Origin of the sequence: Rhizorhapis suberifaciens (assembly GCF_014200045.1) — a bacterium.
Taxonomy (GTDB): Bacteria; Pseudomonadota; Alphaproteobacteria; order Sphingomonadales; family Sphingomonadaceae; genus Rhizorhapis; species Rhizorhapis suberifaciens.
Map to the genome: position 1 here is coordinate 74,530 of NZ_JACHOV010000006.1, position 23,793 is coordinate 98,322.

The window sequence follows — 23,793 nt, forward strand, 5'->3', positions numbered from 1 at the left end:
GTGAGCGTCCCGTTCGATCTCACCTGTTGGTATCTCAATGCTCGCAGGATCGCAGAGCTGACCGGGATATCTGCGCTTCTCCCGAACACAACCACGACGTCCGACCATCTTCAACGGCTGGCTGAACTGAATGCGCTGCGGCGGGGCATCGCCGAGTGGATACGCGCCCGCAAGCCGGAACCTCTGGGTAAGCTAATCATCGAGGGCAGGCTGACCGAAGGCACGGTGTTCACCCACAATACGAACTTCTTTTTCAAGGGCCTGTCAGCGGTCAGTGGAAAGATGGCAAAAGGGATGCCGCTCACCACTTTGCCTCAAGGATATGCAAAACTTGATGAGTGGATTGAGGGAGGAAAACTCACATTCGACTTTCACCCCGAGCATCTGACATCCAATTCGTCTTGGGTTGAGCTAAGCGGCCAAAAAAGGATGTTCGTCCTTGGCGTCATAACCGAAATCTCTGAAACGGAGATCAAGGCGAAGCCCTACGTCATCGGAAACATCGTTGAGAATAAGGGGGAGTTTTTCGGGGTCGGGCGGTGGGCCAATCATCTGGAGGTATTCATTGAGCAGATTGAAAACTTCTCAGCCGTTCGCGACCACAACCCGCGCATGACTAAGAAGTCACTGGCGGTGCTCAAGGATATTCCCGAGCAGTCAGTCAAAGAGGCATTTGCCGAAATCATTAACGAACCGACGGTGCCCAAAGACTGGGGCGGGGAGAAGTCGGACCTCTTTTCAACGAATGTGCGTATCGACGGGCAGCGAGTGGCCACCGCGTTCGCCTTCAAGGGGCCTGCGAAGTTCACGCCGATGCGGATGGCAGAACTCGGCAAAAATGGAGACCAGATTAGCCGTCTGTTCGAAGAGCCAGCGGATTTGCTCGTTCTCCAGCACTGCCACGAGATCACTCCCGATGTGCGGAAAACGATGCGCGCCTTCGCGCAGCAAATGGGCAATCCGCGCACCTATTGCGTCATTGACGGTTACGAGACGCTGCGGCTGCTGGAAGCCTATGGGAAATGCGGCCTGACCGCGAAGGCCAAGACCGTATGAAGTTCCACCTTGCCGAAACTTTCACCGCCGCACTGGCGCGGTTGCCCGCTCAAGAGAGCAAGGCGGCAAAGGCAACTGTGGTCGATCTGCAAATCGATCCGACCGGTAAGGGGCTTTCATTCCACCGGATCGATCGTTCCAAGGACGCGAATTTCTGGTCGGTGCGGGTAACACGCGACCTGCGGCTGATTGTCCACAAGACCGACGACAGCTTGCTCATCGCCTATGTCGATCATCACGATAAGGCTTATGCGTGGGCCGAGCGTCGCCGGATCGAGGCGCACCCGCGCACAGGGGCGATCCAGATTGTCGAGGTGCATGAGCGGATCGAGGAAATCGGGCCGCTATTCGCTGCATCTGTCCAGGAGCCGTTGATTGAAGCGCCAGCGGTCGAGGCCCCGGCGATTTTCGCGGCCTTGTCCGACGATGACTTGCTGAACATCGGAACGCCGGAGGATTGGCTGGCGGATATCCGAAGCTGGACCGAGGATCGCTTCTTCCAGATGAGTGATCGCGTTCCCGCAGAGGTCGCGGAAGCCTTACTCGATTATGCGGCCACAGGACGGCTGCCAACGCCCGCACCGATATCGGTCGAGCCGTTCGCGCATCCCGATACCTTGCGCCGTGTCCAGACCGTGGAAAGCGAGGACGCGCTTCGCCTTGCTCTCGATTATCCGTGGGACAAGTGGAGCGTGTTCCTGCACCCGTCGCAGCGTGCGGTGGTGGAACGTGACTATAGCGGCCCTGCACGGGTCACAGGGACGGCAGGGACGGGCAAGACCATCGTCGCCCTGCATCGTGCCGCACGAGCCGTGCGCAGCGATCCTAATGCCCGCGTGTTGCTGACGACATTTTCGCGCCCGCTGGCCAATGCGCTGCAACCAAAGCTGGCAATGTTGCTGTCGGGGGATCGGGCGGCGCTGGACCGCGTGACTGTCGCGTCGTTCGATGACACGGCCTCCGAACTTTTCCAGTTGTCGACTGGACGCCGGGCCTCAATCGCTACCGACGATGCACAACAGTCGCTGATAGAGGCTCAAATGAAGACAGCGGGCTTTACCGGCCTGCCGTTGCGCTTCGTCGTTTCGGAGTGGCGGCATGTGGTGGATGGCTGGGGCATTGCCAGTCTTGCGGACTATGCTGATGTGCCGCGCATCGGTCGGCGCAATCGACTCGGAACGCGCCAGCGCGAGACATTATGGCCGATCTTCGAAGCGGTGCGAGCGGCGTTGTCGGCGCGCGGCATGGTGACCATTCCACAGATGTTCGCCGCCGTTGAGCACGAATACTCGAGCAAGGTCGAAAAGCCCTTCACCCACATCATCGTCGATGAAGCGCAGGATTTGGGCGTGGCGCAGCTTCGGATGCTGGCGGCGCTTTCATCGGGGCCGAACGCCTTGTTCTTCGCGGGTGACCTTGGGCAGCGCATTTTCCAGCAGCCATTTTCTTGGAAGGCACTCGGCGTTGATGTGCGTGGTCGATCGGCGATGCTCAGGATCAATTACCGCACGTCACGCCAGATCAGGGAGGCCGCCGACCATCTGTTGCCACCCACAGTCCGCGATGCCGATGGGCTGGAAGATGACAGGCGCGGCGCGCAATCGGTTTTCGAGGGACCCGCACCGGTTGTTGCGCTTTGCTCCGATCAGGACGCCGAAACCGAAGCGGTCGCCGCGTTCCTGCGCGCGGCAAGCGAAGACGGTATTGGGGCGTCCGAGATGGGCCTGTTCGTCCGCTCTGGCGATTTGCTGTCACGCGCTCGCGCCGCTGTGACCGCTGCCGGTCTGGAAGCCCGGCAGTTGACCGAGCGCGCCGAAGATTTCGGAGACTGCGTTTCGATTGGGACGATGCATCTCGCCAAGGGCCTCGAATTCAAGGCCGTCGCGGTCATGGCCTGCGACGATGAAGCCCTTCCGTTGCAATCGCGCGTGGATGACGCGACCGACGAAGACGAACTACGCGAAGTCTTCGAAACGGAGCGGCACCTCTTCTATGTTGCCTGCACCCGCGCGCGCGACAGGCTGCATATCAGTGGGACCAAGCCAGTCTCCGAATTCCTCGGCGATATCTGCGTTTCACGGGAATAGCGGATGGCGAAGCGCAGCATCCACGATGAGGAGATAGGGCTGATTAAAGCCATGCTCGGGCGCGGCATGAAGAACCGGGATATTCAGTTCTATTTCAATCGTCAGGATCGCCCGGTGAACAGCGGGCGGATCACGGGCATTCGTGACGGCAGCTATGGTCCCGAAGTCCCGACAGCAGAAAAGTCTGCGCTCGATACATTTCTTGCGTCTTTCAAGGCCGCTGAAATCGGGGCGGTCATAAGCGGACCAGCACCCGCCACGGAGCCATCAAGGGCAGAGCGAGCGCGAGCACTTTTCGAGAAACTCGAAGACGGCTCGTGGAGGCTGAAGGACGGCGAAACGGATCAGCACGAGTGCAAAAAGGAGTTCGACCCAAAGAAGCTGTCGGCTGTCTTGTGCGCCATAGCGGCCATGTCGAATAACCGGGGCGGCTACCTGTTTGTTGGAGTGTCCAACAGTGATTGCAAAGCCGTTGGCATCGGCGATGGTTTTGCGAATTTCGACGTTGCTAAACTGATGGACAAGGTAAAGGTCCACCTCGCGCCCACGCCGGTTATCACCACAAAGGAAGTAGTGGATCTGGACGGCACGACGGTCGGTTTCATCCATTTGGAGCCGCACCCGCACAAGCCGGTGATCGTATGCAAGGACGACGGCGATAAGCTGAAGGAGGGGGAAATCCTCTTTCGCTACGCTGGCCAGTCGTCGCGCATCAAGTTTACCGATCTGAGGGAACTGCTGGCCGAGCGCGATCGGAAAGCGCAACTCGCGTTGGCTGGTGCAGCAGGCAAACTCGCGACGGTTGGAACCGCTAACGCATTGATCCTCGATACCGACAAAAATGTCCTTGATGCCGACGGCCGTGAAATCCTGATCGACGAGGAACTGGCAAAGGGCATCAACTTCATTCGTGAAGGTCATTTCGACGAGGTGGATGGAGCGCCCACGCTGAAACTGGTGGGCGAGGTGAAGGCAGTAAATGTCCAGTCGCTGCTGGCCGAGAAGCACATCGATAAGGCAATATCACAGGAGCGGATTCTCGAAGCATTCCTTGCCCAAGAGACCGTCACGAATCCCAAGGAATATGTACTCGCTGCAGTGTCTCAGCCGCGCAAATGGCTCCCGCTGTTCTACTTCACCAATCAAGCGAGCCTTACTCCAACGGCGATGATCGATGAAGTGAAGGCCCTTGCCACATCGCAAAAGGAGAAAAAGAAGACCGTTATCAAGCGCCTTTCTGGCAAGGAAAAGGCGCACACCTCCTCGCCGACGAAAAAAGCCAGCAGCGTGGCATTCGATGTCGAGCAGGGGACGGCTAAGGTGCCCACAAAGCTAGAGGATGTCGGGACTTTCTGTCAGGCCATCTGTTCAATCTCGAAAACCAAAATGTCGCTGACCGATGCACTGGCCTCCCTGAAGCAGTGCTATGATTTGGCTGCGGCTGACAGCAACGCACTTAGCTTCGTTTTCAAAGCCGCGTGCCGGATCGATGAACTGTTCTTTCAAACCACCTGATATCTATCCGCTTCGAGCAGGCCGAATTCTGTGACCCGTATGGGACCCCGCGCCGGATCACCGTCGCGGTTTTGCCTCTAAGTCATTGAAAAATGGTGGACGCACTAGGGCTCGAACCTAGGACCCGCTGATTAAGAGTCAGCTGCTCTACCAACTGAGCTATGCGTCCACTGATGCCGGGAAATTCATGTCAAAACGCCATGAACTCGTCGTTCCAGGCCGCGGCGGTTAGCATGGGATTCGTTGGGTGGCAATGCAGAATTTCGCAAAAAATCCGGAATGTGAGCAGCTACCAGCTCAGCGGTCCATTCATGCGTTTCTTTTGGCGATCGATTGCCATGATCATTCCGATACAGAGCATAATGGTCATCATCGAAGAACCGCCATATGACATGAAAGGCAGAGGTATGCCGACTACCGGCGCAAGGCCCATCACCATCATCAGGTTGACGCAGACATAGAAAAAGATTGTCATCGTGAGGCCGGCGGCCGTGAGGCGCGAGAATTTGTCTTCTGCCCGCAAGGCGACCTGGTTTCCCCACCGCAGCAACATCATGAAAGCGAAGATCAGAGCAACTCCGCCGATCAATCCCCATTCCTCGGCCATGGTGGCGAAGACAAAGTCGGTATGACCTTCAGGCAGATAATCCAGATGGCTTTGGGTGCCACGGAGGAATCCTTTGCCGAAAACTCCGCCGGAGCCGATAGCGATTTTGGACTGGCTGATATGATATCCAGCCCCTAGCGGATCGCTTTCGGGGTCCATGAAAATGAGCACACGCTTTTGCTGGTAATCGTGCAGAAAACTGAATGCCACGGGTAGGGCGGCAATCCCGGCCAAAGCCGATCCGATGAAGAGGCGCAGCGGCAGTCCGGCCAGGAAGGCGACAGTCACTCCGCCCACGGCGATGGTGGTCGCGGTGCCCAGGTCGGGCTGGATCAATACCAGGCCTGCGGGTACGCCGATCAGCAATAATGGGGGCCACACGGCCGTCCATTTCCGAATTTCTCCCGCCGGCAGCATCGAGTAAAAGCGCGCCACGGCCAGCACAATTGCGGGCTTCATGAGTTCCGACGGCTGCAACTGCATGAAGCCGAGATTCAGCCAGCGCTGACTGCCGCCGCCGACCGCGCCAATCAGTTCCACCAGCAACAATAATATGCCGATGCCGACATAGGCCGGGAAGGCAAGGTGCTTGAACAGGTTGACCGGCAAGCGGGAGACGACGATGGCCATTCCAAGGAATACGATGAACCGTGCGCCCTGCATCAATGCCCAGGGGGTGAAGCTGCCGCCGGCTGCGCTGTACAGGACAATACAGCCAAAGGTCGCGATGCCCGAAACCAGAAATAACAGGCGCCACGGCAACCGGGCCACAGCGGCGGGGACGAGCGTGCTCACCGTGTCTCCACAGGGCTTGCAGCGTTTTGGGGCGGCAGGGTGATTTCGCCACGTCTGATGGCTTCCTCGATGGCCGCCTTTTCCTTGAAATGTCGCATGGCCGCCGCCATTCGTTCATCGATGGTGCCGCCCCAGGCTTTCTCCATGGGTTCAAGCACTTCCATCGCTTTTTTCTTGTCATAGAGATAGGTGAGGACGTCGCGAGCAATGGGATAGGCAGCGCCGGAGCCGCCGCCATGCTCTATCACCACAGCAGCCGCATAGCGGGGCCGATCGAACGGCGCGAAACAGATGAACAGCCCGTGGTCTCGGAATTTCCACGGCAAGCTGGCGTTGGATAGCACCCCTCCGCGCCGTTCAGCCATGGTGATGCGGCGGACCTGCGCAGTGCCGGTTTTTCCCGCCAGCAACACGTCAGGAATGGGCAGCCGGGCGCGACCCGCCGTGCCAGGCCCATTAACGACGTCGCTCATCGCTTTCCGGACAAAGGTGAGGTGTTCAGGACTGATTCCGAGCGAGCGTGGCTGGGGCTGCTTATTACCCAGTACGAAGCGGGGAAGCAGTTGCCGCCCGGACGCGATACGGCCGGCCATGACGGCCAATTGCGTTGGATTGGCGAGCATATAGCCCTGGCCAATGGTCGCATTCACAGTGTCATAGCGTTCCCACTGCTGACTGAATTTTTTCATTTTCCAGGCAGGATCGGGCACGGTGCCATAGCTTTGCGAGGGGAAGGGCAGGGGGAATTTTTCGCCCAGGCCAAGCCGTCGCGCCATGCCGGCGATTTGCTGCATGCCGATCTGCTGCGCGAAATGATAGAAATAGACGTCGCAGCTTTGGTAAATGCCCTTGGCCATGTTGACGGTGCCATGGCCGCCGCGCTTCCAGCAGTGGAAGAGACCCGTTCCGACCCGAATAGAACCGGAGCAATTAACAGAGGCGTTGGGATCCAGGCCCGCCTCCAGGAAAGAGAGAGCCACCATTGGTTTTACCGTGGAACCGGGCGGGTAAAGCCCCTGCAGCGTCTTGTTGCGCAATGGCACATGGTCGTCTTCTGCCAGCATCTTCCATTCAAGATGGCTGATCCCGTCGGAAAAGCTGTTGGGATCATAGCTCGGCATGGACGCCAGGGCGAGCACATCCCCGGTCAAGCAATCCAATACAACTACGGAACCCGATTCCGGCCCCAGCCGGCGGGCGGCATAATGTTGCAGACCCGCGTCGATCGTGAGCTTGACCACATCACCCGGCGTATCGGGCCGTGTCGTGAGTTCCCGCACCACCTTGCCACGCGCCGTTACCTCGACACGTTTGGCTCCGGGCTTGCCGGTCAACCGTTTGTCGAACGCCTTTTCCAGGCCGTCCTTCCCGATCTTGAATCCGGGTGTGATGAGCAGCGGGTCCTTGTTCTCCTCATAATCCTCGGCAGAGGCCGCGCCGACATAGCCGATGAGGTGACCGACTGCCGCTCCTGCAGGATAATTGCGCGAAAAGCCCCGTGCAGGAGCTACTCCGGCGAGCTCGGGCAAGCGAACGGAAACCGCAGCATATTGATCATAATCGAGCTTGTCGGCGACCTGCACCGGCTGGAACCCCGCTGCGGTTTTCAGATCGTCCTTGATGCGCTGGACCTCGTCAGGCTCCAGCGACAACAGCTCGGCCAGGGACGCTACAGTAGCGTCCTTGTCGTGAAGGCGATCCGGGATGATGTCGACGCGGAAATCGGTGCGGTTATTGGCGAGGGGTTTGCCATAGCGATCGATGATCCAGCCCCTGCGCGGTGGAATTAGTGTCAGATTGACCCGGTTGCTTTCCGAAAGCAGTTCGTAATGTTCATTTTCGGCGACGCTGATCCAGGCCATACGGGCCGCAAGCAATACGCCTATGCCGCCCTGCACACTCCCCAGAACCATGGCCCGGCGAGTGAAAGTAAAGGACTGTCCGGCTTCGGTTACGTTCTTGCCTGAGCCTGCGATACGAATGGGTTGCACCATCAGGGCAATCGCCAGCGGTCAACCGTGGCGCATAGCCGCACGACCGCCGGAAACAGCAATATGGACCAGACAATTTGCGGCAAAACCACCAACATCAAACCTCCGCCTGCAGCCAGGCGGGCGAAATAAGAACCACCCAAGAGGCAAAAAATAATGGCAATAGCGGCAATAAGCCAGTCCTGCCAGTAATCGCGCCACAAAAGCTTGCTGCTCGCAATTTCGATTCCGATCAGCGTCACCGTCCAAAGAAACATGGCGGTGCCAAGGGGCTGGCCGCTCATGATGTCGTCGAACAGGCCCAGAGGCGCTGCGATCCAAAGCGGCCATAGTTCCGGCCGCAACAGCCGCCAGGCAAGAAGAGCCAGTAGGCCAAAGGGCGGGAGAGCGGGGGTTACCGCGATCATCGGCATGATCGTCATTGCAGATCCCAGCATCACCATGATGATGGGCGTGCCCTGTGTCCTCAGCCTTGAGCGGTCCTGCGCGATGGTGGAGCGATATCGTGGCATCAGGGTTCGACCTGCCCCGTTGCGTTCGCGGGCAAGGCTTCTGCCGGAGCCTCCGGACGTACCATCCTGGGCTGGAATATGTGCTGAACAATGACGGTGTCGGCCTTGGCCGGGTTTGCCAGCGGAACGGCTATGGCCGCATCGCCATCCACGCGCAGGACGATGGCGACGGGGATGTTGGGACGGTAAAGCCCGCCCGTACCAGATGTCACCATGATATCGCCGGGCTTGAACGGATTGCGTCCCATGCTGAGGGGCCGGACTTCAAGCGAGCCATCGCCAAGCCCTGTGGAGATGCCCGCCACATTGTCCCGCGTACGCCGGACGGGGACGATATTTTCGGGGTCCGTCAGCAACAAGACATTGGCCGTATTGGGCCCCGCCTCATAAATGCGTCCCACCAGTCCGTCCGGCGCCCGCACCGGCTGCCCCGGCCTGACGCCTTGGCGACGTCCCGCGCTTAGCCGGGCAAGGCGGCGGAGGCTTGTGGAGGTCGAACTGATCATTCGGGCGGCGACAACTTCATCGTCCTGGGTCTCCACCAGCTTCAACAGTTTTTTTAGCTGGCGATTCTCCTGCTCGATTGCCGCCGCTTCAATAAGACGCGTACGATTGGCTTCGACCTGGCGACGCAGGGCGGCGTTCTGCGAACCGGCCCGGACATAGGCGACGATATGTTCATCAGCGCTGCCGATGCCGCTCACCAGCCTGCGCAATGTGGCGGAGACGGGACGAGTGACCTCAGCCGTAGTGTTACGGATTACGGCAAATCCGGTCGGGTCGGCGATGGATATGATGGCCAGCAACAAGCCCAGCAACGCACCCGCGACGGCTATGATATAGCTCGCGAACAGTCCATATTGCGCCTTGCGGTTATAACCGGGGCGCCGGCTGGGAGGCGCCGCCATGTGGCCTCTCCCCCTGTCAGGCGGTTTGTAGCACGCCGCGGAAGATTGGATCTTCCAGCGCCCGTCCCGTGCCAATGGCGACGCAGGTCAGTGGATCGTCCGCAATGGAAACCGGAAGGCCGGTTTCGTCGCGCAGCTCTTCATCAAGGCCTTTCAGCAATGCGCCGCCGCCGGTCAGCACAATGCCCTGGTCCACAATATCGGCTGCGAGTTCCGGCGCGGTATTTTCCAGAGCGATTCGGACGCCTTCGACGATCGTGCTGATCGGCTCGCTCAGCGCCTCTGCAATCTGCCCCTGATTGATTGTGATTTCCTTGGGAACGCCGTTTACGAGATCCCGGCCCTTGATATAGATGGTTTCGCCGACACCGTCCGCGGGAGCCTGTGCCACGCCATATTGCTTCTTGATCCGTTCGGCCGTCGCTTCGCCGATCAGCAAATTGTGGTGGCGGCGGACATAGGAGACAATCGCTTCGTCCATCTTGTCGCCACCGACACGCACCGACGTGGTATAGGCAAGGCCGCGCAGAGACAGTACCGCGACTTCGGTCGTGCCGCCGCCAATATCCACCACCATAGAGCCGATGGGTTCGGTCACCGGCATATCAGCCCCGATGGCAGCAGCCATAGGTTCCTCGATCAGGAAGACCTGGCTCGCTCCGGCATTGCTCGCGGCATCGCGGATGGCGCGGCGCTCAACCGAGGTGGAGCCCGACGGCACGCAGATGACGATTTCAGGCCAGCTAGGGAAACGGCGATGCCCATGCACCTTGTGGATGAAATGCTTGATCATCTGCTCGGCGATATCGATGTCCGCGATCACGCCGTCGCGCAGGGGACGAATCGCTTCGATCGAATCGGGCGTTTTGCCCATCATCAGCTTGGCGTCGTCACCTACCGCCTTTACCCGCTTGATGCCGTTCAACGTTTCAACGGCGACCACCGAAGGCTCATTGAGCACAATCCCTCTGCCGCGCGCATAGACCACGGTGTTCGCCGTACCCAGATCGATTGCCATGTCGTGGGAGGAGAATTTGAAAAATCGCGAAAAGATCATCTTTTGTCCTGTTCAACCGGAGCTTTTTCATGGGCTAGGCGCGCTACGCTATAGTCGTTCATTCCACAGGCGCAAAGTCACAGGATGCTTTTCACAAATGTTTGGACGACGGCTCGCGGAATGCGTCCGCTTGGGCTAGGGACATGCTTATGTCAATACGCCGTTTGCCCGAACATCTGGTCAATCGCATCGCTGCAGGCGAAGTGGTCGAACGGCCCGCCAGTGCGCTGAAAGAATTAGTGGAAAACGCCATTGATGCGGGCGCGAATCGGATTCATGTGCGGCTGTCCTCTGGCGGTCTGGACATGATCGAGGTGACCGACAATGGCTGCGGCATGTCGCCGACCGACATGGCCTTGGCGCTGGAGAGGCATGCGACCTCCAAGCTTCCCGATGACGCCATCGAAAATGTCGTCACCCTGGGCTTCCGAGGGGAAGCTTTGCCCTCCATCGCCAGCGTGGCCCTTCTCTCAATCGAGAGTCGGCAGAGCGGGGCTGATGGCTGGATTCGAATCATGGATAATGGTCAGCTGGTGAAACAGGAACCTGCCGCCATCCCGCCGGGAACTCGGATCAGGGTCGAGCAGCTCTTCGGCAAAGTGCCCGCCCGCCGAAAATTCTTGCGGAGCCCGCGGGCGGAATTCGCCGCATGCTCGGATGCGGTCCGCCGTCTGGCCATGGCGCGCCCTGACATTGGCTTTTTCCTGGAACATGACGGTCGCAGAAGCATCGCCGTTCAATCCGGCGAGAGCAGGGAAGCGCGCGTGGCGGCTCTTACCGATCGGGATCTTGCGGACAATCATGTGGTGGTGTCGTTGGAACGGGACGGCGTGAGGGTCAGTGGCGTTGCCGGTCTACCGACCTATAATCGCGGGGTTGCCGATCATCAGTTCCTGTTCGTCAACGGCCGCCCCGTGAAAGATCGGTTGCTGATTGGCGCCGTGCGAGGCGCCTACGCCGACCTGCTGGCGCGGGACAGGCATCCCGTCGTCGCCCTGTTCATCGACCTTGCGCCCGGCGAGGTGGACGTCAACGTCCATCCGGCCAAGACAGAGGTTCGCTTTCGTGAACCGGCGATGATTCGCGGCATGATCGTCAGCGGATTGAAACGCGCGCTGGATGAGGCCGGCTTCCGCTCCGTACAACGCCCAAATGCCGAGGCGCTGGGCAATTGGCGGCAGGAACCTGTGGGGTCGCCGAGCCCAATCAGTTCGATGCCGATCTTCGCGGATAGCTGGGCCGTACCGTCGGTAGCCGCCCATCAGGGTTTTGGCGATCGGAGGACCAGCTTCACGACCCCTCCGCCACAGGCGCGGACAGAGCCTGCCTATGCCTCTCCGCCAGAGGTCCACAGCTTTCCATTGGGGGTGGCGCGCGGGCAGGTGGCGAAGACCTATATCGTTGCCGAGGCTGAGGACGGGCTGGTCATCGTCGATCAGCATGCCGCCCATGAACGGTTGGTTTTGGAACGCATGCGCCGCGCCATGGCTGATAGGGGCGTGCCGTCGCAGGCGCTGCTATTGCCTGAGATCGTCGAATTGGATGAGGTCGCCTGTGACCGGTTGGAAGCGAGGGCAGGGGAGTTGGCGGAGTTCGGCCTCGACCTTGAGCGTTTTGGTCCGGCGGCCATATTGGTCCGCGCGACACCCGCCCTCCTGGGAAATGGCGATGTGAAAGCTCTGGTCACGGATCTGGCCGATGAACTCGCCGCTTATGACGAGGCCCTGTCTCTCAAGGAACGGCTTGATCATGTGGCCGCCACCATGGCCTGTCACGGATCGGTTCGCGCCGGGCGGATACTTTCCGTGGCTGAAATGAATGCCCTGTTGCGCGAAATGGAGGTGACGCCGCATAGCGGGCAATGCAATCATGGCCGTCCGACCTGGGTTAAGCTGGGCCACGGCGACATAGAGAAATTGTTCGGACGGAAATAAGGCGGGGCATGAGGAACAGGGAGCAGGCCGAAATGGAGCGGCGGCGGGACCGCTTGCTTGGAGCGCTGGCGCTGGTCGGCGGAGCCAGTTTCTTTCTTGCGCTTCCTTTCGCGCTGCAAGCAGGGGCGGAATTCTTCCTGCCGCTGACTGCCGCGCTGGTCATCGCCATCGCCCTGGTCCCCTTTCTGGAGTGGATGGAGCGGCATAGCGTCCCGTCCAAGCTGGCGGCGTTGGTCGCGGTAATCTTCTTCCTCACGGTCAGCAATGTCGCACTGGTGCTGATTATCGTGCCCGCCACCGACTGGTTCGAGATATTGCCCCAACGTATTCCGCAGATTCAGGCCAATCTCGCTCCCTTGATCGACTTTTATTCGCAACTTCAACGCTTTGTGGATGAAACCGTCCGAATGCTGGCAACAGGGCCAGTCGCGGCGGCGCAGACTGCTGCTGTGGAAGCGCCCCGGTCTTTGCTGGAGCTGGCCGCGACCTCTGCGCCCTCGGCGATCATCCAGATGCTCTTTGCGCTGCTGGTGATCTATTTCTTTCTTGCAAGCTGGACCAGCCTTCGGAACCAGACGATCAGCAGCCGGGGCAGTTTTGATGGGGCGTTGAGCATCGCCCGCGTCATACAGAATGTGGTGGACGCGACCTCCGCTTATGTCACGACCATCGCCGTCATTAACCTCAGTCTTGGCATGGCTGTGGCGATCGCTCTTTATCTTATCGACATGCCTTCGCCGCTGATGTGGGGCGGCATCGTCGCGCTTTTGAATTTCATTCCCTATTTCGGGCCCATCCTGGCGGCGATCTTACTGGGCCTGGGCGGTTTGATGATCTTCAATGACGTCTGGCTTGCCCTGCTGCCCGCACTCATCCAAATCAGCTTTCACATCGTCGAAGCGAACGTCATCACACCGCTGGTTCTTGGGCGGCGGCTGACGATGAACCCGCTGTTGATTCTGGTATCGTTAAGCTTTTGGGGTTGGGTCTGGGGAACGCCGGGCGCGCTCCTCGCGGTTCCATTGCTCATCATCCTTCAAACTGTGATTGCCGCGGCGGGAACCCCGGATATTGCGGGTTTTCTCTTTGAGCATGGCACGCTGATGCATGGCCATCAGGAGGAATTGCCGGATAATTTGCAGAAGAGCGTTGAGGAGAGTTGACAGGGCAGGCGGGCTCTTCTAACTGCGCCTCCTCACCGCAGAACGCGGGTGTAGCTCAGTTGGTTAGAGCGCCGGCCTGTCACGCCGGAGGTCGCGGGTTCGAGCCCCGTCACTCGCGCCACTTCCCTGTTTCCATCCAGGCGAGGAGTGGCTTTAGCGGCAAGATCCAGACGATCCCAGCCACAGCATAGATGATTAACTGCACCAGTCCTGGCAACCGTCCGATCTGATGCGACATGCTGGCGATAACAAACGCCCAGGCGGCAATGATCCCTAATATGAGAAACATGCCGACCGGTTTGCGCCAACTGGGATTCATGGGTTTGCGGGCCCTTCAATAAATTCGCGTTCAGTGACAATCGCGTGGAGCGGCATGTCCCAGGGGTCAAGCACAAGATCGTCGCGCTCTTGCCCCGACCAGGCGACGCCAATCCTTGTCGCATGGTCGTATCGGGCAAAAACCCGGTCATAATGCCCGCCGCCCTGGCCCAGGCGATTGAGCGAACGGTCAAAAGCAACGAGCGGCGCCAATATGGCGTCTGGTACAATCAAGGGCGCGCTGGGGGAGGGTTCACCGACGCCGGCGTAGCCCAGCACCAGTTCGTCGCCCGGCGTCCATTGCCTGAAAACCATCTCGTCCGAACTGTCCTCGATGCAGGGCAGGCATAGCGACTTCCCCGCCAGGATCAGAGGTTCGGCAAAGGCATCGGCGGGCGCTTCGCTACCGACCGGCAGGTACAGCGCCACGCAGGATGCCGGCGCGATCAATCGGATCAAAGCGGTCGGCGGTGCGTGAAAGGCAATTTTCAAAGCGATCGGCGGAAGAGATTCCACAAAAAGCGACCGGCGCCTGCGAGCATCGCGGCGAATATCCTGTTTGGAAAGGGTGTTCATGGGCGGATGATTACCCCGTTGGCAGCCGCGTGGAAATATCTGTGTATCGGGGGATGCCGCTGAAGATTGGTGACGGGACCGCCTCGGCCGTTTGCTGGAATATCCTCTGACGCCTCAACGTCAGGTGGGTGCCGTGTAATCCAGGCCGGAACCCGGGCAGGGACAGCTCCCTTGGATGTGATATCGCCTCAGGGATGTTCGCTAAAGCTCGTACCAGGCAGTACCCGTCAAGGCGTAATTTAGGCGCTCTGTGGTGATGCGGCAAGCCTTGAGACAACAGATTCCATTCGGTCGGCAAGCTTTTCCAGCGCGTCCGACAGACGGGGATCGGGGGCGGGCGAATGAGCGGGTAGCTCTCCTGTTCTAATGTCGTTGAGTTCGTCTGCCAGGAACAAAGCGGCGAACAGCAATTGCCGTACTTCGGTTAGGCCGGGAACGGCTCGCCGGGCGTCCTGAGTCTTGGCATCTACCAGCGTGGCCAGGTGCTGAAGCCGCGCCTCATCTCCATCGCGGCAGGTGATTACATAGCTGCGCCCGCCAATGGGCAGGCTAACCTCAGCCATGCTGTTCCTCCTTGATCTGCAGGATGAGCCCGTCAAGATCGGACAGGACCTGCCCCGTCTCGCTTTTTAACAGGGCATATTTTTCCTGAAGGTGCTCAAGCGTTTCGGTGTCTGGCGCTTTGAGAGCCTCTAATCGGCTCAGCGCCCGTTCGATTCGCCCAATGGCGTTGATCATGCGGTCGTCGGACATGCTATCCCAAATAGCACGGCTGGGTGCCGGTGCAAAAACCCTATTATACGCTGCGGTTGACGCTTGCCGCCCGACGGGACAAATGGGGGCGATTTTTCGCGACTCGGGCGCGCGTGCCCATCGCCGTCCCTCGAACAGGAAGCTTTAATGACCGCCACCCAACAGACGCTCGCCAACGCCATAAGGGCATTGTCGATGGACGCGGTTCAGGCCGCAAACAGTGGCCATCCCGGTATGCCGATGGGAATGGCAGACGTTGCGACCGTGCTGTTCAGCGAGTTTCTGAAGTATAATCCCAAAGAGCCCAAATGGGCGGACCGTGACCGTTTCGTGCTGTCTGCCGGCCACGGCTCCATGCTCATTTACTCGCTGCTGCATTTGACCGGCTATGCACGTCCAAATATCGAGGATATCCGAAACTTCCGCCAATTACACAGCCCCTGCGCCGGTCATCCGGAGAATTTCGAGCTGGCGGGTGTGGAAACCACCACTGGTCCCCTGGGGCAGGGCCTTGCGACCGCTGTCGGCATGGCCATGGCGGAAAGGCATCTGAACGCAACTTTCGGCGATGCGCTTGTCGATCACCGCACATGGGTGATCGCGGGCGACGGCTGCTTGATGGAAGGCATCAACCATGAGGCGATTGGCCTTGCCGGGCACTTGGGCCTTGGTCGACTGATCGTTCTTTGGGACGATAACAAGATTACGATCGACGGTTCCACCAGCCTTTCGACAAGTGAGGACATTCCAGCCCGCTACGCCGCGACTGGCTGGCATGTGGTATCCTGCAACGGCCACGATTTCGCCGATATCCGCCGTGCCTTGGCAGAGGCGGTTGCCGATCCGCGTCCTTCGCTGGTCGCGTGCAACACTACCATCGGATATGGCGCGCCCAACAAGGCCGGCTCGCATAGCGTTCATGGCTCGCCACTGGGAGCCGATGAAATCGCCGCTGCCCGCACCCATCTTGACTGGCCGCACGAAGCTTTCGTCATTCCGGCCGATGTGGCGGCGGAATGGAAGAAACTGGGCGAGCGTTCCGCTGCTGCTCATGAAGCATGGCTGGGAAGGCTTTCAAGCCACTCCCTGGCAATGGAATTTCGTCGCCGAATGGCAGGCGATCTGCCTGCTGCTTTCTCGCTGTCAGCCTATATAGACGGCCTCATTGCGGATCCGAAGACAGTAGCGACGCGCAAGGCGAGCGAAATGGCCCTGGAAGCGGTCAACACGCTGCTGCCCGAAACCGTGGGGGGTTCGGCCGATCTCACCGGCTCCAACAATACCAAGACCAAGACGACCGGCCCGTTCAGCAAAGACGATTATTCCGGCCGCTATGTCTATTATGGCATTCGTGAGTTCGGCATGTCGGCGGCGATGAACGGTATGGCGCTGCATGGCGGCGTTATTCCCTATGGTGGCACCTTCCTCGTCTTCTCTGACTATTGTCGTCCGGCGATCCGACTGTCAGCGCTTCAAAAGGCGCGTGTCGTCTATGTCATGACGCATGACAGCATCGGTCTGGGGGAGGACGGTCCTACCCACCAGCCTATCGAGCACGTCATGAGCCTGCGGATGATCCCCAATCTCGACGTCTATCGTCCGGCCGATGTAGTCGAGACGGCCGAATGCTGGGAATTGGCCCTGAAGAATCAGGATGGTCCTTCGCTGTTGGCCCTCACGCGTCAGAATTTGCCGCAAGTCCGCCTGGCAAAGAGCGAAAACCTCAGCGCAAAGGGCGCATACCGCCTGCGTGCGGCCAGCGCGCCGCGCCGGGTAGTGCTGCTTGCCAGCGGTTCGGAAGTGGAAGTGGCGATGGGCGTTGCAGATGCCCTTGAAGGGCAGGGGATCGGGGCTGACGTCGTTTCGATGCCCTGCTGGTCCCTCTTTGACGCGCAGGACGCCGCCTATAAAGCCGGGATCATCCCTTCGGATTGCCTCAAGGTTTCCATTGAAGCCGGTACGACCTTCGGCTGGGAACGCTATACTGGGCTTGATGGGTTGCGTTTCGGGATCGACAGTTTCGGTGCGTCCGCCCCGGCAGAAGCACTGTTCGACTATTTCGGCCTTACGGCCGCTAAGATTGCGCCGCAGATCGTTTTGGCGCTTGGCAAATAAGGAGCTTGAAGAAGATGGCAGTTAAAGTTGCGATCAACGGATTTGGCCGCATCGGCCGCCTGGTGGCCCGGGCCATTCTGGAGCGCACCGACCATGATCTGGAACTGGTCAGCATCAATGATCTGGGCGACGCCAAGTCCAATGCCTTGCTTTTCAAGCGCGACAGCGTCCATGGCAACTTTCCCGGCGAGGTCAGGGTAGACGGCGACGCGCTCGTCATCAATGGCAAGCGCATCGCGGTGACCGCCGAGCGTGATCCCGCCAAGCTGCCGCACGCGGCGCAGGGCGTGGACATCGCCCTGGAATGCACCGGCATCTTCGCCAGCAAGGAAAAGGCGAGCGCGCATCTGACCGCTGGCGCCAAGCGCGTTGTCATTTCCGCTCCTGCGACCGGTGTCGACAAAACGATCGTATTTGGCGTCAATCATGACACGCTGACCAAGGAAGATATTGTCATTTCCAACGCCAGCTGCACCACCAACTGCCTCGCTCCGCTCGCCAAGGTGCTCCACGATGCGATCGGTATCGAAAGCGGCTTCATGACGACGATCCACAGCTATACCAACGATCAGAACACGCTGGATCAGCTGCACAAGGATATGCGTCGCGCTCGTGCCGCCGCGCTATCGATGATCCCAACGACGACCGGCGCCGCCCGCGCCGTTGGCGAGGTGCTGCCCGAGCTCAAAGGCAAGCTCGACGGTTCCTCGGTCCGCGTGCCGACTCCCAACGTCTCGGTCGTCGATCTGAAGTTCATCCCAAGCCGCACCACCACGGTGGAGGAAGTCAACGGCCTGTTGAAAGACGCGGCCCAGGGCGCGATGAAGGGGGTGCTGGCCTATACCGACGAACCGCTCGTCTCGATTGACTTCAATGGCGATCCGGCCAGTTCCACCGTCGACAGCCTGGAAACGGCGGTCATCGACGGCAAGCTGGTGCGTGTGCTCAGCTGGTACGACAATGAATGGGGCTTCTCCAACCGCATGGTGGACACCACCGGCGTCGTTGCGGGCTTGCTGTAAGCTATCTCTGATCCGTTTGGTTCGAGCAGCCTTCGCTTCGAGTGTCTCGAGAAACAGGAGGGCACATCGAGAATGGTTCTCGACAGGCTCGAACCGAACGGAAGAATTTTCCATGATATTAGAGGAACAGCCGTGAAGCCATTCAAAACACTGGATAATATGGGCGACATTGCCGGCAAGGCCGTGCTGGTCCGCGAAGATCTGAATGTGCCGATGAAGGATGGCGCGGTGACGGACGATACCCGTCTCCGCGCGGCTGTTCCGACGATCAACGAACTGTCCGACCGAGGCGCGAAAGTGCTGATCCTGGCCCATTTCGGCCGTCCAAAGGGCGAGCGCAATCTGGCTTATTCGCTTGAGCCGGTGGCGGGACCGCTCTCGAACGTGCTTGGCCGCCCGGTGCGCTTCGTCCCGGATTGCGTCAACGAGGCCGCAGAGGCTGCCGTTGCAGAAATGAAGCCAGGCGAGATTGCGCTTCTTGAAAACACGCGCTTTCATTCGGGCGAGGAGGTGAATCGCGAACGTCTGGTCGAAGGCATGGCGAAACTTGCCGACTTCTATGTCAACGACGCCTTCTCGGCCGCGCACCGGGCGCACGCCTCTACGGAGGGCCTTGCCCATAAGCTGCCCGCCTTTGCCGGACGCTCCATGGAAGCGGAACTCGATGCGCTGCAAAAGGCGCTGGGCTCGCCCGAACATCCGGTTGCGGCTGTCGTGGGGGGCGCGAAGGTTTCCACCAAGCTTGATGTGCTCAAGCATCTTGTCGCCAAGGTCGATCATCTCATTATCGGCGGTGGCATGGCCAACACTTTCCTCGCCGCGCGCGGGGTGGATGTCGGCAAGTCGCTCTGTGAACACGACCTCAAGGACACGGCGGAAGCCATTCTGGAAGCTGCCGAAAAAGCGAATTGCACCGTTCACCTTCCTTATGACGTAGTCGTGTCCAAGGTGTTCGCTCCCAATCCCCCCACTCGCACCGTGAATGTTCACGAAGTCGCCGCCGACGAGATAATCCTGGACGTAGGACCCGCTGCGGTTGAGGCTCTGGCTGACGTGCTCAAGACCTGTTGCACATTGGTTTGGAATGGCCCCATGGGCGCTTTCGAAACACCGCCTTTCGATACCGCAACGGTTGTCCTCGCAAAAACCGCAGCCGCGCTTACCAAAGAAGGGACTCTGGTCTCTGTTGCGGGCGGCGGTGATACCGTGGCCGCGCTCAATCATGCTGGAGTGGCAGGCGACTTCACTTTTGTTTCGACCGCTGGCGGCGCTTTTTTGGAATGGATGGAAGGCAAGGAACTACCGGGTGTCAAAGCTTTGACGAAGTGAGGCGCGGTTCCGCAAAATAGTAATCATCTCGCTGGAATTGGATCCGGCGAGACAACTGGAGGTATGTGCAGATGCTCGACCAGAACATGACCAAGAAAATTGCAGACGGAAATGGCTTCATTGCCGCACTTGACCAGAGTGGCGGCTCGACCCCCAAGGCGCTCAAGGGCTATGGCATTGAGGAAGGGGCCTGGAGTTCGGACGAGGAAATGTTCGGCCTCATCCATCAGATGCGCAGCCGCATCATCACCTCGCCCGCCTTTACCGGCGAAAAGGTGATTGGAGCGATCTTGTTTGAGCGCACCATGGACGGGGAAGCGGGCGGCAAGTCGGTGCCGCAGGCTCTGATCGAGCGCGGAGTCGTGCCCTTCATCAAGATCGACAAGGGTCTGGAGGCCGAGGAAAATGGCGTTCAGCTCATGAAGCCCATGCCGGAGCTCGACGTGCTGCTAAAGCGCGCCAAGGCTCTTGGCGTTTTCGGCACCAAGGAGCGCTCCGTCGTCAATCTTGCCAATCGCGCTGGCATCGCTGCGATCGTCAAGCAGCAGTTCGAAGTCGGACAGCAGGTTCTGGCCGCAGGCCTCGTTCCGATCTTGGAGCCCGAGGTCAATATCAAGAGCCCCGAACGCGCGGAAGCCGACCAGATCCTGCTGGAGGAACTGGTGAAGGCGCTCGACGCAATGCCGGGCGATGACAAGGTCATGCTGAAGCTTTCGCTTCCGGTTCAATCCGGCCTGTTCGATCCGCTGGTCGACCATCCGCGCGTACTGCGCGTCGTGGCGCTTTCAGGCGGCTATGCCCGTCCCGAGGCTTGCGTTGAACTCGCAAAAAATCGCGGCATCATCGCCAGCTTCAGCCGGGCGCTGCTCGAAGACCTGCGGCACCAGATGAGCGACGAGGAATTCAACAACTCGCTCGGTTCTGCGATTAACGAGATCCACGCCGCGTCGACCGCCAAGACGCCTGTCGCGGCCTGAGCTTCAAATGGTACGGATAACAAACAAAACGTTCGTCAATCTCGCGATTTAAGGGGCGAGTAGCTCTTTCAACTCCTCGGCGTCGGCTATCGCCCGTGCTTCAATATCGTTGTTGAAATAGGCCCACACATCGCGGCCCTGGCGGGACTGCTCCAAAATCCAGTCCCGCCAGCTCATCAGCGTCTTCCGGCTATAATCGCCGCCATATTTCTGCCCAGCCCCATGAAAGCGTATATAGGCGACAGGTCCGGTCGCCCAGCGCGGCGTAGGCTGCCCCGGCATGTCATGGGTACAGAAGGACGCACCTTTGCTCCCAAGCAGTTCCAGCACTTCCTCGGTAATCCAGCTCGGGTCCCGGAATTCGAAAACATGCCTTAGATCTTTGGGGCGTGACGCGAGAAAGGCTTCCAGCCTGTTCGGGTCATATTTCCAGCGCGGCGGAAGCTGGTACAGGATTGGTCCCAATCGGGTCCCAAGATGCCGCACATTTTCCAGGAATAATGCGCCCTCATCCTTCAACTTGTGCATATGGGTGATGAAGCGCGGAGCCTTCACCGCATAGCAGAAGCCCTCCGGAGCCTGGCGCTTCCAAGCTTCGAAGGTTTCTGCTTTGGGCAGGCGATAGAAGCTGGCGTTGATCTCCACGGTATCGAAATGCTCCGCATAATGCGCAAACCAGTTCTTGACGGGCAGGCCTTCGGGGTAGAAGGCCCTGCGCCAATGGCGGTAGTTCCAGCCTGAACAGCCGATATGGATCATGAAATGCCCAACGAAGTTCGTACCGATCAGTTCGCTCCCCCTGAACGCCGGGTGCAATGCCAGCTTTATCTGATCTCGCCGGCAAGCATCGATGACTCTTTTGCAGAGCAGTTGGCGGCTGCGCTCGACGCGGGGCCGGTGGTGGCGGCTTTCCAGTTGCGACTGAAAGGCATCGACGATGACAGCATCGCCCGCCTTGCCGCTCCATTACAGAAAATCTGCGCTGAGCGCGACGTTGCCTTCATGATCAATGACAGTATCGCGCTTGCCCAGCGGCTGGGATCGGACGGCGTCCATCTGGGGCAGGGGGACGGCGACCCTCGCGAGGCCCGCAGGCTGTTGGGCCCCGCGGCGCAGATCGGGGTAACCTGCCACGACAGCCGGCATCTCGCCATGGAAGCAGGGGAGGCGGGGGCCGATTATGTGGCTTTCGGGGCATTTTATCCGACCGCCACGAAGGAAACGACGCACAGGCCCGACCCATCGATCTTGACTTGGTGGAGCGCCGTATTCGAACTGCCATGCGTCGCTATTGGGGGGATTACGGCGCAAAATGCCAGGCCGCTGGTCGAAGCCGGGGCTGACTTCCTGGCCGTAAGCGGCGCGGTTTGGAACCATCCCCAAGGCCCTTCTGCTGCTGTTGCGGAATTTGCGGCGCTTCTTTCCGGGATCTGACGACGCAGGGCGCAGCCGCCCACCACCCCCTTGCCACCCGAAGCCGCACAGGATAGAGGGCCGCCCAACGGCTCTTTAACATCCTTGAAAAAGCGAGAAGCGCGATGAAGATCAGCGGCGTGGACATTCGTCCTGGCAATAATATCGAATATGAAGGCGGCTTGTGGCGCGCTGTGAAGATTCAGCACACTCAGCCGGGCAAGGGCGGCGCCTACATGCAGGTAGAGCTGAAGAATCTCATCGATGGCCGCAAGAACAATGTCCGCTTCCGTTCCGCCGAAACGGTTGAGCGCATCCGTCTCGACACCAAGGATTTTCAGTATCTCTATGCCGAGGGCGACATGCTCGTCTTCATGGACAAGGAAACCTACGACCAGATCAACCTGCCGCAGGACCTGATCGGTGATGCGGCCGCGTTCTTGCAGGATGGGATGGACGTGGTTCTCGAAATGTATGAGGAACGCCCGATCTCCGTGCAGTTGCCTGAACAGGTGGAAGCCACAGTGGTTGAGGCGGACGCGGTAGTGAAGGGGCAGACCGCCTCTGCCTCCTACAAGCCCGCCATCCTGGACAATGGCGTCCGCGTCATGGTTCCGCCACATATCACCACGGGAACTCGGATCGTGGTTGACGTGTATGAACGCGAATATGTGAAGCGGGCTGACTGATTTGCTTACCCCCTCCTTCAAGGGGAGGGGATCGAGGGGTGGGTGCGGGCGACAAATGTCGTAAGCTCCGGCTACTTCTCGGCAAACTGGCTCCAGCGATTGCTAGCGTAATCGCACCCACCCCACCCCCTCCCCCTGAAAAGGAGGGGCGGAGACAATCATGGTATCCCATTCAGGTCTCATTACCGTCATGGAACGCGCCGCTCGGAAGGCGGCGCCGCGCCTGCGCCGCGATTTCGGCGAGGTAGAGCAGCTTCAGGTGTCGCGAAAGGGGCCGGCGGACTTTGTCTCCATGGCCGACCAGCGGGCCGAACGGACTCTTTATGACGAATTGCTGAAAGCGCGTCCTGATTGGGGCTTTCTTCTGGAGGAAGCCGGTGAGATCGAAGGCGATCCCACTAAGCCGCGCTGGGTCATTGATCCGCTCGACGGCACCAGCAATTTTCTCCACGGCATCCCGCATTTCGCCATCTCCATCGCGGTGCAGGAACCCAAGCTCGGTGGAGGCTGGGGCGAGGTGACGACAGGTCTCGTCTATCAACCGCTGACAGATGAAAGCTATTGGGCGGAAAAGAATCGTGGCGCCTGGTTGCATGACCGCCGTCTGCGCGTATCGGCTCGCCGCGACCTGGGTGAGGCTCTGATCGCGACCGGCATTCCCTTTTTCGGCCATGGCGATTTCGCTCAATGGACGCGGATTTTCGGGGCCGTTGCGCCCAACGTCGCCGGTATCCGTCGCTTTGGTTCTGCGGCGCTCGATTTGGCCCATGTCGCAGCGGGACGCTATGATGGTTTTTGGGAAAGCGATCTTGCACCCTGGGACGTCTCGGCGGGTATCCTGCTGATACGGGAAGCAGGCGGTTTCGTGACCGATTTCCGGGGCGGGGACCAGTTCATGCAACGCCGGGAATTCCTTGCCGGAAACGACGTAATCCACAGCAAATTGCACAAGCTGGTGGCGCAGTCCCTGCGCTAG

General features: G+C 59.6%; 22 protein-coding genes, 2 tRNA genes and 1 other RNA gene. 13 read left to right on the top strand and 12 right to left on the bottom strand.

The window, feature by feature from the left end; translation table 11 throughout:
* From HNQ99_RS08885 to HNQ99_RS08895, 3 genes are read left to right on the top strand one after another with little or no spacing between them, the layout of a single operon-like run.
* A complete protein-coding gene (locus tag HNQ99_RS08885) occupies positions 1-1,056 on the top strand; it encodes a hypothetical protein (protein WP_184475304.1) in 1,056 nt (351 codons plus the stop codon).
* Positions 1,053-3,143, top strand: coding sequence for a 3'-5' exonuclease (locus HNQ99_RS08890; RefSeq protein WP_184475305.1), 2,091 nt, complete (start codon positions 1,053-1,055; stop codon positions 3,141-3,143). The genes HNQ99_RS08885 and HNQ99_RS08890 overlap by 4 nt, the downstream gene beginning before the upstream one ends.
* Before the next feature lie 3 nt (positions 3,144-3,146).
* Positions 3,147-4,658, top strand: coding sequence for an AlbA family DNA-binding domain-containing protein (locus HNQ99_RS08895; RefSeq protein WP_184475306.1), 1,512 nt, complete (start codon positions 3,147-3,149; stop codon positions 4,656-4,658).
* Positions 4,659-4,751: 93 nt separating this feature from the next.
* On the opposite strand, the gene HNQ99_RS08900 is transcribed toward HNQ99_RS08895, so the two are convergent.
* The 6 genes from HNQ99_RS08900 to HNQ99_RS08925 all read right to left on the bottom strand — a co-directional run bounded on the left by HNQ99_RS08900 (position 4,752) and on the right by HNQ99_RS08925 (position 10,528).
* Positions 4,752-4,827 (bottom strand) — tRNA-Lys (locus tag HNQ99_RS08900).
* A gap of 120 nt (positions 4,828-4,947) precedes the next feature.
* A complete protein-coding gene (gene rodA, locus HNQ99_RS08905; RefSeq protein WP_184475307.1) occupies positions 4,948-6,060 on the bottom strand; it encodes a rod shape-determining protein RodA in 1,113 nt (370 codons plus the stop codon).
* Entirely contained in the window at positions 6,057-8,054 is a 1,998-nt protein-coding gene (mrdA, locus tag HNQ99_RS08910; RefSeq protein WP_184475308.1) for a penicillin-binding protein 2, read from the bottom strand. Before mrdA ends, rodA begins: the two co-directional genes overlap by 4 nt.
* Positions 8,054-8,563 (bottom strand): rod shape-determining protein MreD, encoded by a 510-nt coding sequence (mreD, locus tag HNQ99_RS08915; RefSeq protein ID WP_184475309.1) that lies wholly within the window; start codon positions 8,561-8,563, stop codon positions 8,054-8,056. Before mreD ends, mrdA begins: the two co-directional genes overlap by 1 nt.
* Positions 8,563-9,471 carry a rod shape-determining protein MreC gene (gene mreC, locus HNQ99_RS08920; RefSeq protein ID WP_184475310.1) on the bottom strand — a complete coding sequence of 303 codons (909 nt, stop codon included), beginning with the start codon at positions 9,469-9,471 and terminating at the stop codon, positions 8,563-8,565. The genes mreD and mreC overlap by 1 nt, the downstream gene beginning before the upstream one ends.
* A 16-nt stretch (positions 9,472-9,487) precedes the next feature.
* On the bottom strand, positions 9,488-10,528 hold the full coding sequence (locus tag HNQ99_RS08925; protein ID WP_184475311.1) for a rod shape-determining protein: 1,041 nt from the start codon (positions 10,526-10,528) through the stop codon (positions 9,488-9,490).
* A 149-nt stretch (positions 10,529-10,677) separates the two neighbouring features.
* Here HNQ99_RS08925 and mutL point away from each other — a divergent pair, with 149 nt between their 5' ends.
* From mutL to HNQ99_RS08940, 3 genes are all read left to right on the top strand, one after another.
* Positions 10,678-12,462, top strand: coding sequence for a DNA mismatch repair endonuclease MutL (gene mutL, locus HNQ99_RS08930; protein ID WP_184475312.1), 1,785 nt, complete (start codon positions 10,678-10,680; stop codon positions 12,460-12,462).
* An 8-nt stretch (positions 12,463-12,470) separates the two neighbouring features.
* Complete coding sequence (locus tag HNQ99_RS08935; RefSeq protein WP_184475313.1) at positions 12,471-13,625, top strand: AI-2E family transporter; 1,155 nt, start codon at positions 12,471-12,473, stop codon at positions 13,623-13,625.
* A gap of 44 nt (positions 13,626-13,669) precedes the next feature.
* Positions 13,670-13,746: transfer RNA gene (locus HNQ99_RS08940), tRNA-Asp, on the top strand.
* Here the strand turns inward: HNQ99_RS08940 and HNQ99_RS08945 are convergent.
* The 5 genes from HNQ99_RS08945 to HNQ99_RS08965 form a co-directional block, all read right to left on the bottom strand.
* Positions 13,735-13,944 (bottom strand): DUF2842 domain-containing protein, encoded by a 210-nt coding sequence (locus tag HNQ99_RS08945; protein WP_184475314.1) that lies wholly within the window; start codon positions 13,942-13,944, stop codon positions 13,735-13,737. The two genes, HNQ99_RS08940 and HNQ99_RS08945, sit on opposite strands and share 12 nt — an antisense overlap.
* Entirely contained in the window at positions 13,941-14,519 is a 579-nt protein-coding gene (locus HNQ99_RS08950; RefSeq protein ID WP_184475315.1) for a 5-formyltetrahydrofolate cyclo-ligase, read from the bottom strand. The genes HNQ99_RS08945 and HNQ99_RS08950 overlap by 4 nt, the downstream gene beginning before the upstream one ends.
* A gap of 71 nt (positions 14,520-14,590) precedes the next feature.
* Positions 14,591-14,746, bottom strand: a non-coding RNA gene (ssrS, locus tag HNQ99_RS08955) — 6S RNA.
* A 12-nt stretch (positions 14,747-14,758) separates the two neighbouring features.
* Positions 14,759-15,082 (bottom strand): cell division protein ZapA, encoded by a 324-nt coding sequence (locus HNQ99_RS08960; protein WP_184475316.1) that lies wholly within the window; start codon positions 15,080-15,082, stop codon positions 14,759-14,761.
* Positions 15,075-15,272, bottom strand: a complete 198-nt coding sequence (locus HNQ99_RS08965) for a hypothetical protein (RefSeq protein ID WP_184475317.1) — start codon at positions 15,270-15,272, stop codon at positions 15,075-15,077. The genes HNQ99_RS08960 and HNQ99_RS08965 overlap by 8 nt, the downstream gene beginning before the upstream one ends.
* Positions 15,273-15,419: 147 nt before the next feature.
* Between HNQ99_RS08965 and tkt the strand changes: the two genes are divergently transcribed.
* The 4 genes from tkt (at position 15,420) to HNQ99_RS08985 (ending at position 20,715) form a co-directional block, all read left to right on the top strand.
* Complete coding sequence (tkt, locus tag HNQ99_RS08970; RefSeq protein WP_184475318.1) at positions 15,420-17,387, top strand: transketolase; 1,968 nt, start codon at positions 15,420-15,422, stop codon at positions 17,385-17,387.
* A 14-nt stretch (positions 17,388-17,401) separates the two neighbouring features.
* Positions 17,402-18,409 (top strand): type I glyceraldehyde-3-phosphate dehydrogenase, encoded by a 1,008-nt coding sequence (gene gap / locus HNQ99_RS08975; protein WP_184475319.1) that lies wholly within the window; start codon positions 17,402-17,404, stop codon positions 18,407-18,409.
* Positions 18,410-18,568: 159 nt separating this feature from the next.
* Entirely contained in the window at positions 18,569-19,738 is a 1,170-nt protein-coding gene (locus HNQ99_RS08980) for a phosphoglycerate kinase (protein ID WP_246414856.1), read from the top strand.
* A gap of 71 nt (positions 19,739-19,809) precedes the next feature.
* Positions 19,810-20,715 (top strand): fructose bisphosphate aldolase, encoded by a 906-nt coding sequence (locus HNQ99_RS08985; protein ID WP_184475441.1) that lies wholly within the window; start codon positions 19,810-19,812, stop codon positions 20,713-20,715.
* A 48-nt stretch (positions 20,716-20,763) separates the two neighbouring features.
* On the opposite strand, the gene HNQ99_RS08990 is transcribed toward HNQ99_RS08985, so the two are convergent.
* Positions 20,764-21,474: a DUF72 domain-containing protein gene (locus HNQ99_RS08990; RefSeq protein ID WP_184475321.1), complete on the bottom strand. Its 711-nt coding sequence runs from the start codon at positions 21,472-21,474 to the stop codon at positions 20,764-20,766.
* Positions 21,475-21,477: 3 nt separating this feature from the next.
* Here HNQ99_RS08990 and thiE point away from each other — a divergent pair, with 3 nt between their 5' ends.
* The 3 genes from thiE (at position 21,478) to HNQ99_RS09005 (ending at position 23,793) form a co-directional block, all read left to right on the top strand.
* Positions 21,478-22,149 carry a thiamine phosphate synthase gene (gene thiE, locus HNQ99_RS08995; protein WP_246414823.1) on the top strand — a complete coding sequence of 224 codons (672 nt, stop codon included), beginning with the start codon at positions 21,478-21,480 and terminating at the stop codon, positions 22,147-22,149.
* Between the two features lie 104 nt (positions 22,150-22,253).
* Positions 22,254-22,817, top strand: a complete 564-nt coding sequence (gene efp, locus HNQ99_RS09000; protein ID WP_184475323.1) for an elongation factor P — start codon at positions 22,254-22,256, stop codon at positions 22,815-22,817.
* Positions 22,818-22,977: 160 nt separating this feature from the next.
* On the top strand, positions 22,978-23,793 hold the full coding sequence (locus HNQ99_RS09005) for an inositol monophosphatase family protein (protein WP_184475324.1): 816 nt from the start codon (positions 22,978-22,980) through the stop codon (positions 23,791-23,793).

Excerpts from the sequence above, each read along its gene's own strand:
- HNQ99_RS08890 (WP_184475305.1), top strand. The coding sequence starts at position 1,053 with ATGAAGTTCCACCTTGCCGAAACTTTCACCGCCGCACTGGCGCGGTTG.
- HNQ99_RS08895 (WP_184475306.1), top strand. The coding sequence starts at position 3,147 with ATGGCGAAGCGCAGCATCCACGATGAGGAGATAGGGCTGATTAAAGCC.
- mrdA (WP_184475308.1), bottom strand. The coding sequence starts at position 8,054 with ATGGTGCAACCCATTCGTATCGCAGGCTCAGGCAAGAACGTAACCGAA.
- mreD (WP_184475309.1), bottom strand. The coding sequence starts at position 8,563 with ATGCCACGATATCGCTCCACCATCGCGCAGGACCGCTCAAGGCTGAGG.
- mreC (WP_184475310.1), bottom strand. The coding sequence starts at position 9,471 with ATGGCGGCGCCTCCCAGCCGGCGCCCCGGTTATAACCGCAAGGCGCAA.
- HNQ99_RS08925 (WP_184475311.1), bottom strand. The coding sequence starts at position 10,528 with ATGATCTTTTCGCGATTTTTCAAATTCTCCTCCCACGACATGGCAATC.
- mutL (WP_184475312.1), top strand. The coding sequence starts at position 10,678 with ATGTCAATACGCCGTTTGCCCGAACATCTGGTCAATCGCATCGCTGCA.
- HNQ99_RS08935 (WP_184475313.1), top strand. The coding sequence starts at position 12,471 with ATGAGGAACAGGGAGCAGGCCGAAATGGAGCGGCGGCGGGACCGCTTG.
- HNQ99_RS08945 (WP_184475314.1), bottom strand. The coding sequence starts at position 13,944 with ATGAATCCCAGTTGGCGCAAACCGGTCGGCATGTTTCTCATATTAGGG.
- HNQ99_RS08950 (WP_184475315.1), bottom strand. The coding sequence starts at position 14,519 with ATGAACACCCTTTCCAAACAGGATATTCGCCGCGATGCTCGCAGGCGC.
- HNQ99_RS08960 (WP_184475316.1), bottom strand. The coding sequence starts at position 15,082 with ATGGCTGAGGTTAGCCTGCCCATTGGCGGGCGCAGCTATGTAATCACC.
- HNQ99_RS08965 (WP_184475317.1), bottom strand. The coding sequence starts at position 15,272 with ATGTCCGACGACCGCATGATCAACGCCATTGGGCGAATCGAACGGGCG.
- tkt (WP_184475318.1), top strand. The coding sequence starts at position 15,420 with ATGACCGCCACCCAACAGACGCTCGCCAACGCCATAAGGGCATTGTCG.
- gap (WP_184475319.1), top strand. The coding sequence starts at position 17,402 with ATGGCAGTTAAAGTTGCGATCAACGGATTTGGCCGCATCGGCCGCCTG.
- HNQ99_RS08980 (WP_246414856.1), top strand. The coding sequence starts at position 18,569 with ATGGGCGACATTGCCGGCAAGGCCGTGCTGGTCCGCGAAGATCTGAAT.
- HNQ99_RS08985 (WP_184475441.1), top strand. The coding sequence starts at position 19,810 with ATGCTCGACCAGAACATGACCAAGAAAATTGCAGACGGAAATGGCTTC.
- HNQ99_RS08990 (WP_184475321.1), bottom strand. The coding sequence starts at position 21,474 with ATGATCCATATCGGCTGTTCAGGCTGGAACTACCGCCATTGGCGCAGG.
- thiE (WP_246414823.1), top strand. The coding sequence starts at position 21,478 with ATGCCCAACGAAGTTCGTACCGATCAGTTCGCTCCCCCTGAACGCCGG.
- efp (WP_184475323.1), top strand. The coding sequence starts at position 22,254 with ATGAAGATCAGCGGCGTGGACATTCGTCCTGGCAATAATATCGAATAT.
- HNQ99_RS09005 (WP_184475324.1), top strand. The coding sequence starts at position 22,978 with ATGGTATCCCATTCAGGTCTCATTACCGTCATGGAACGCGCCGCTCGG.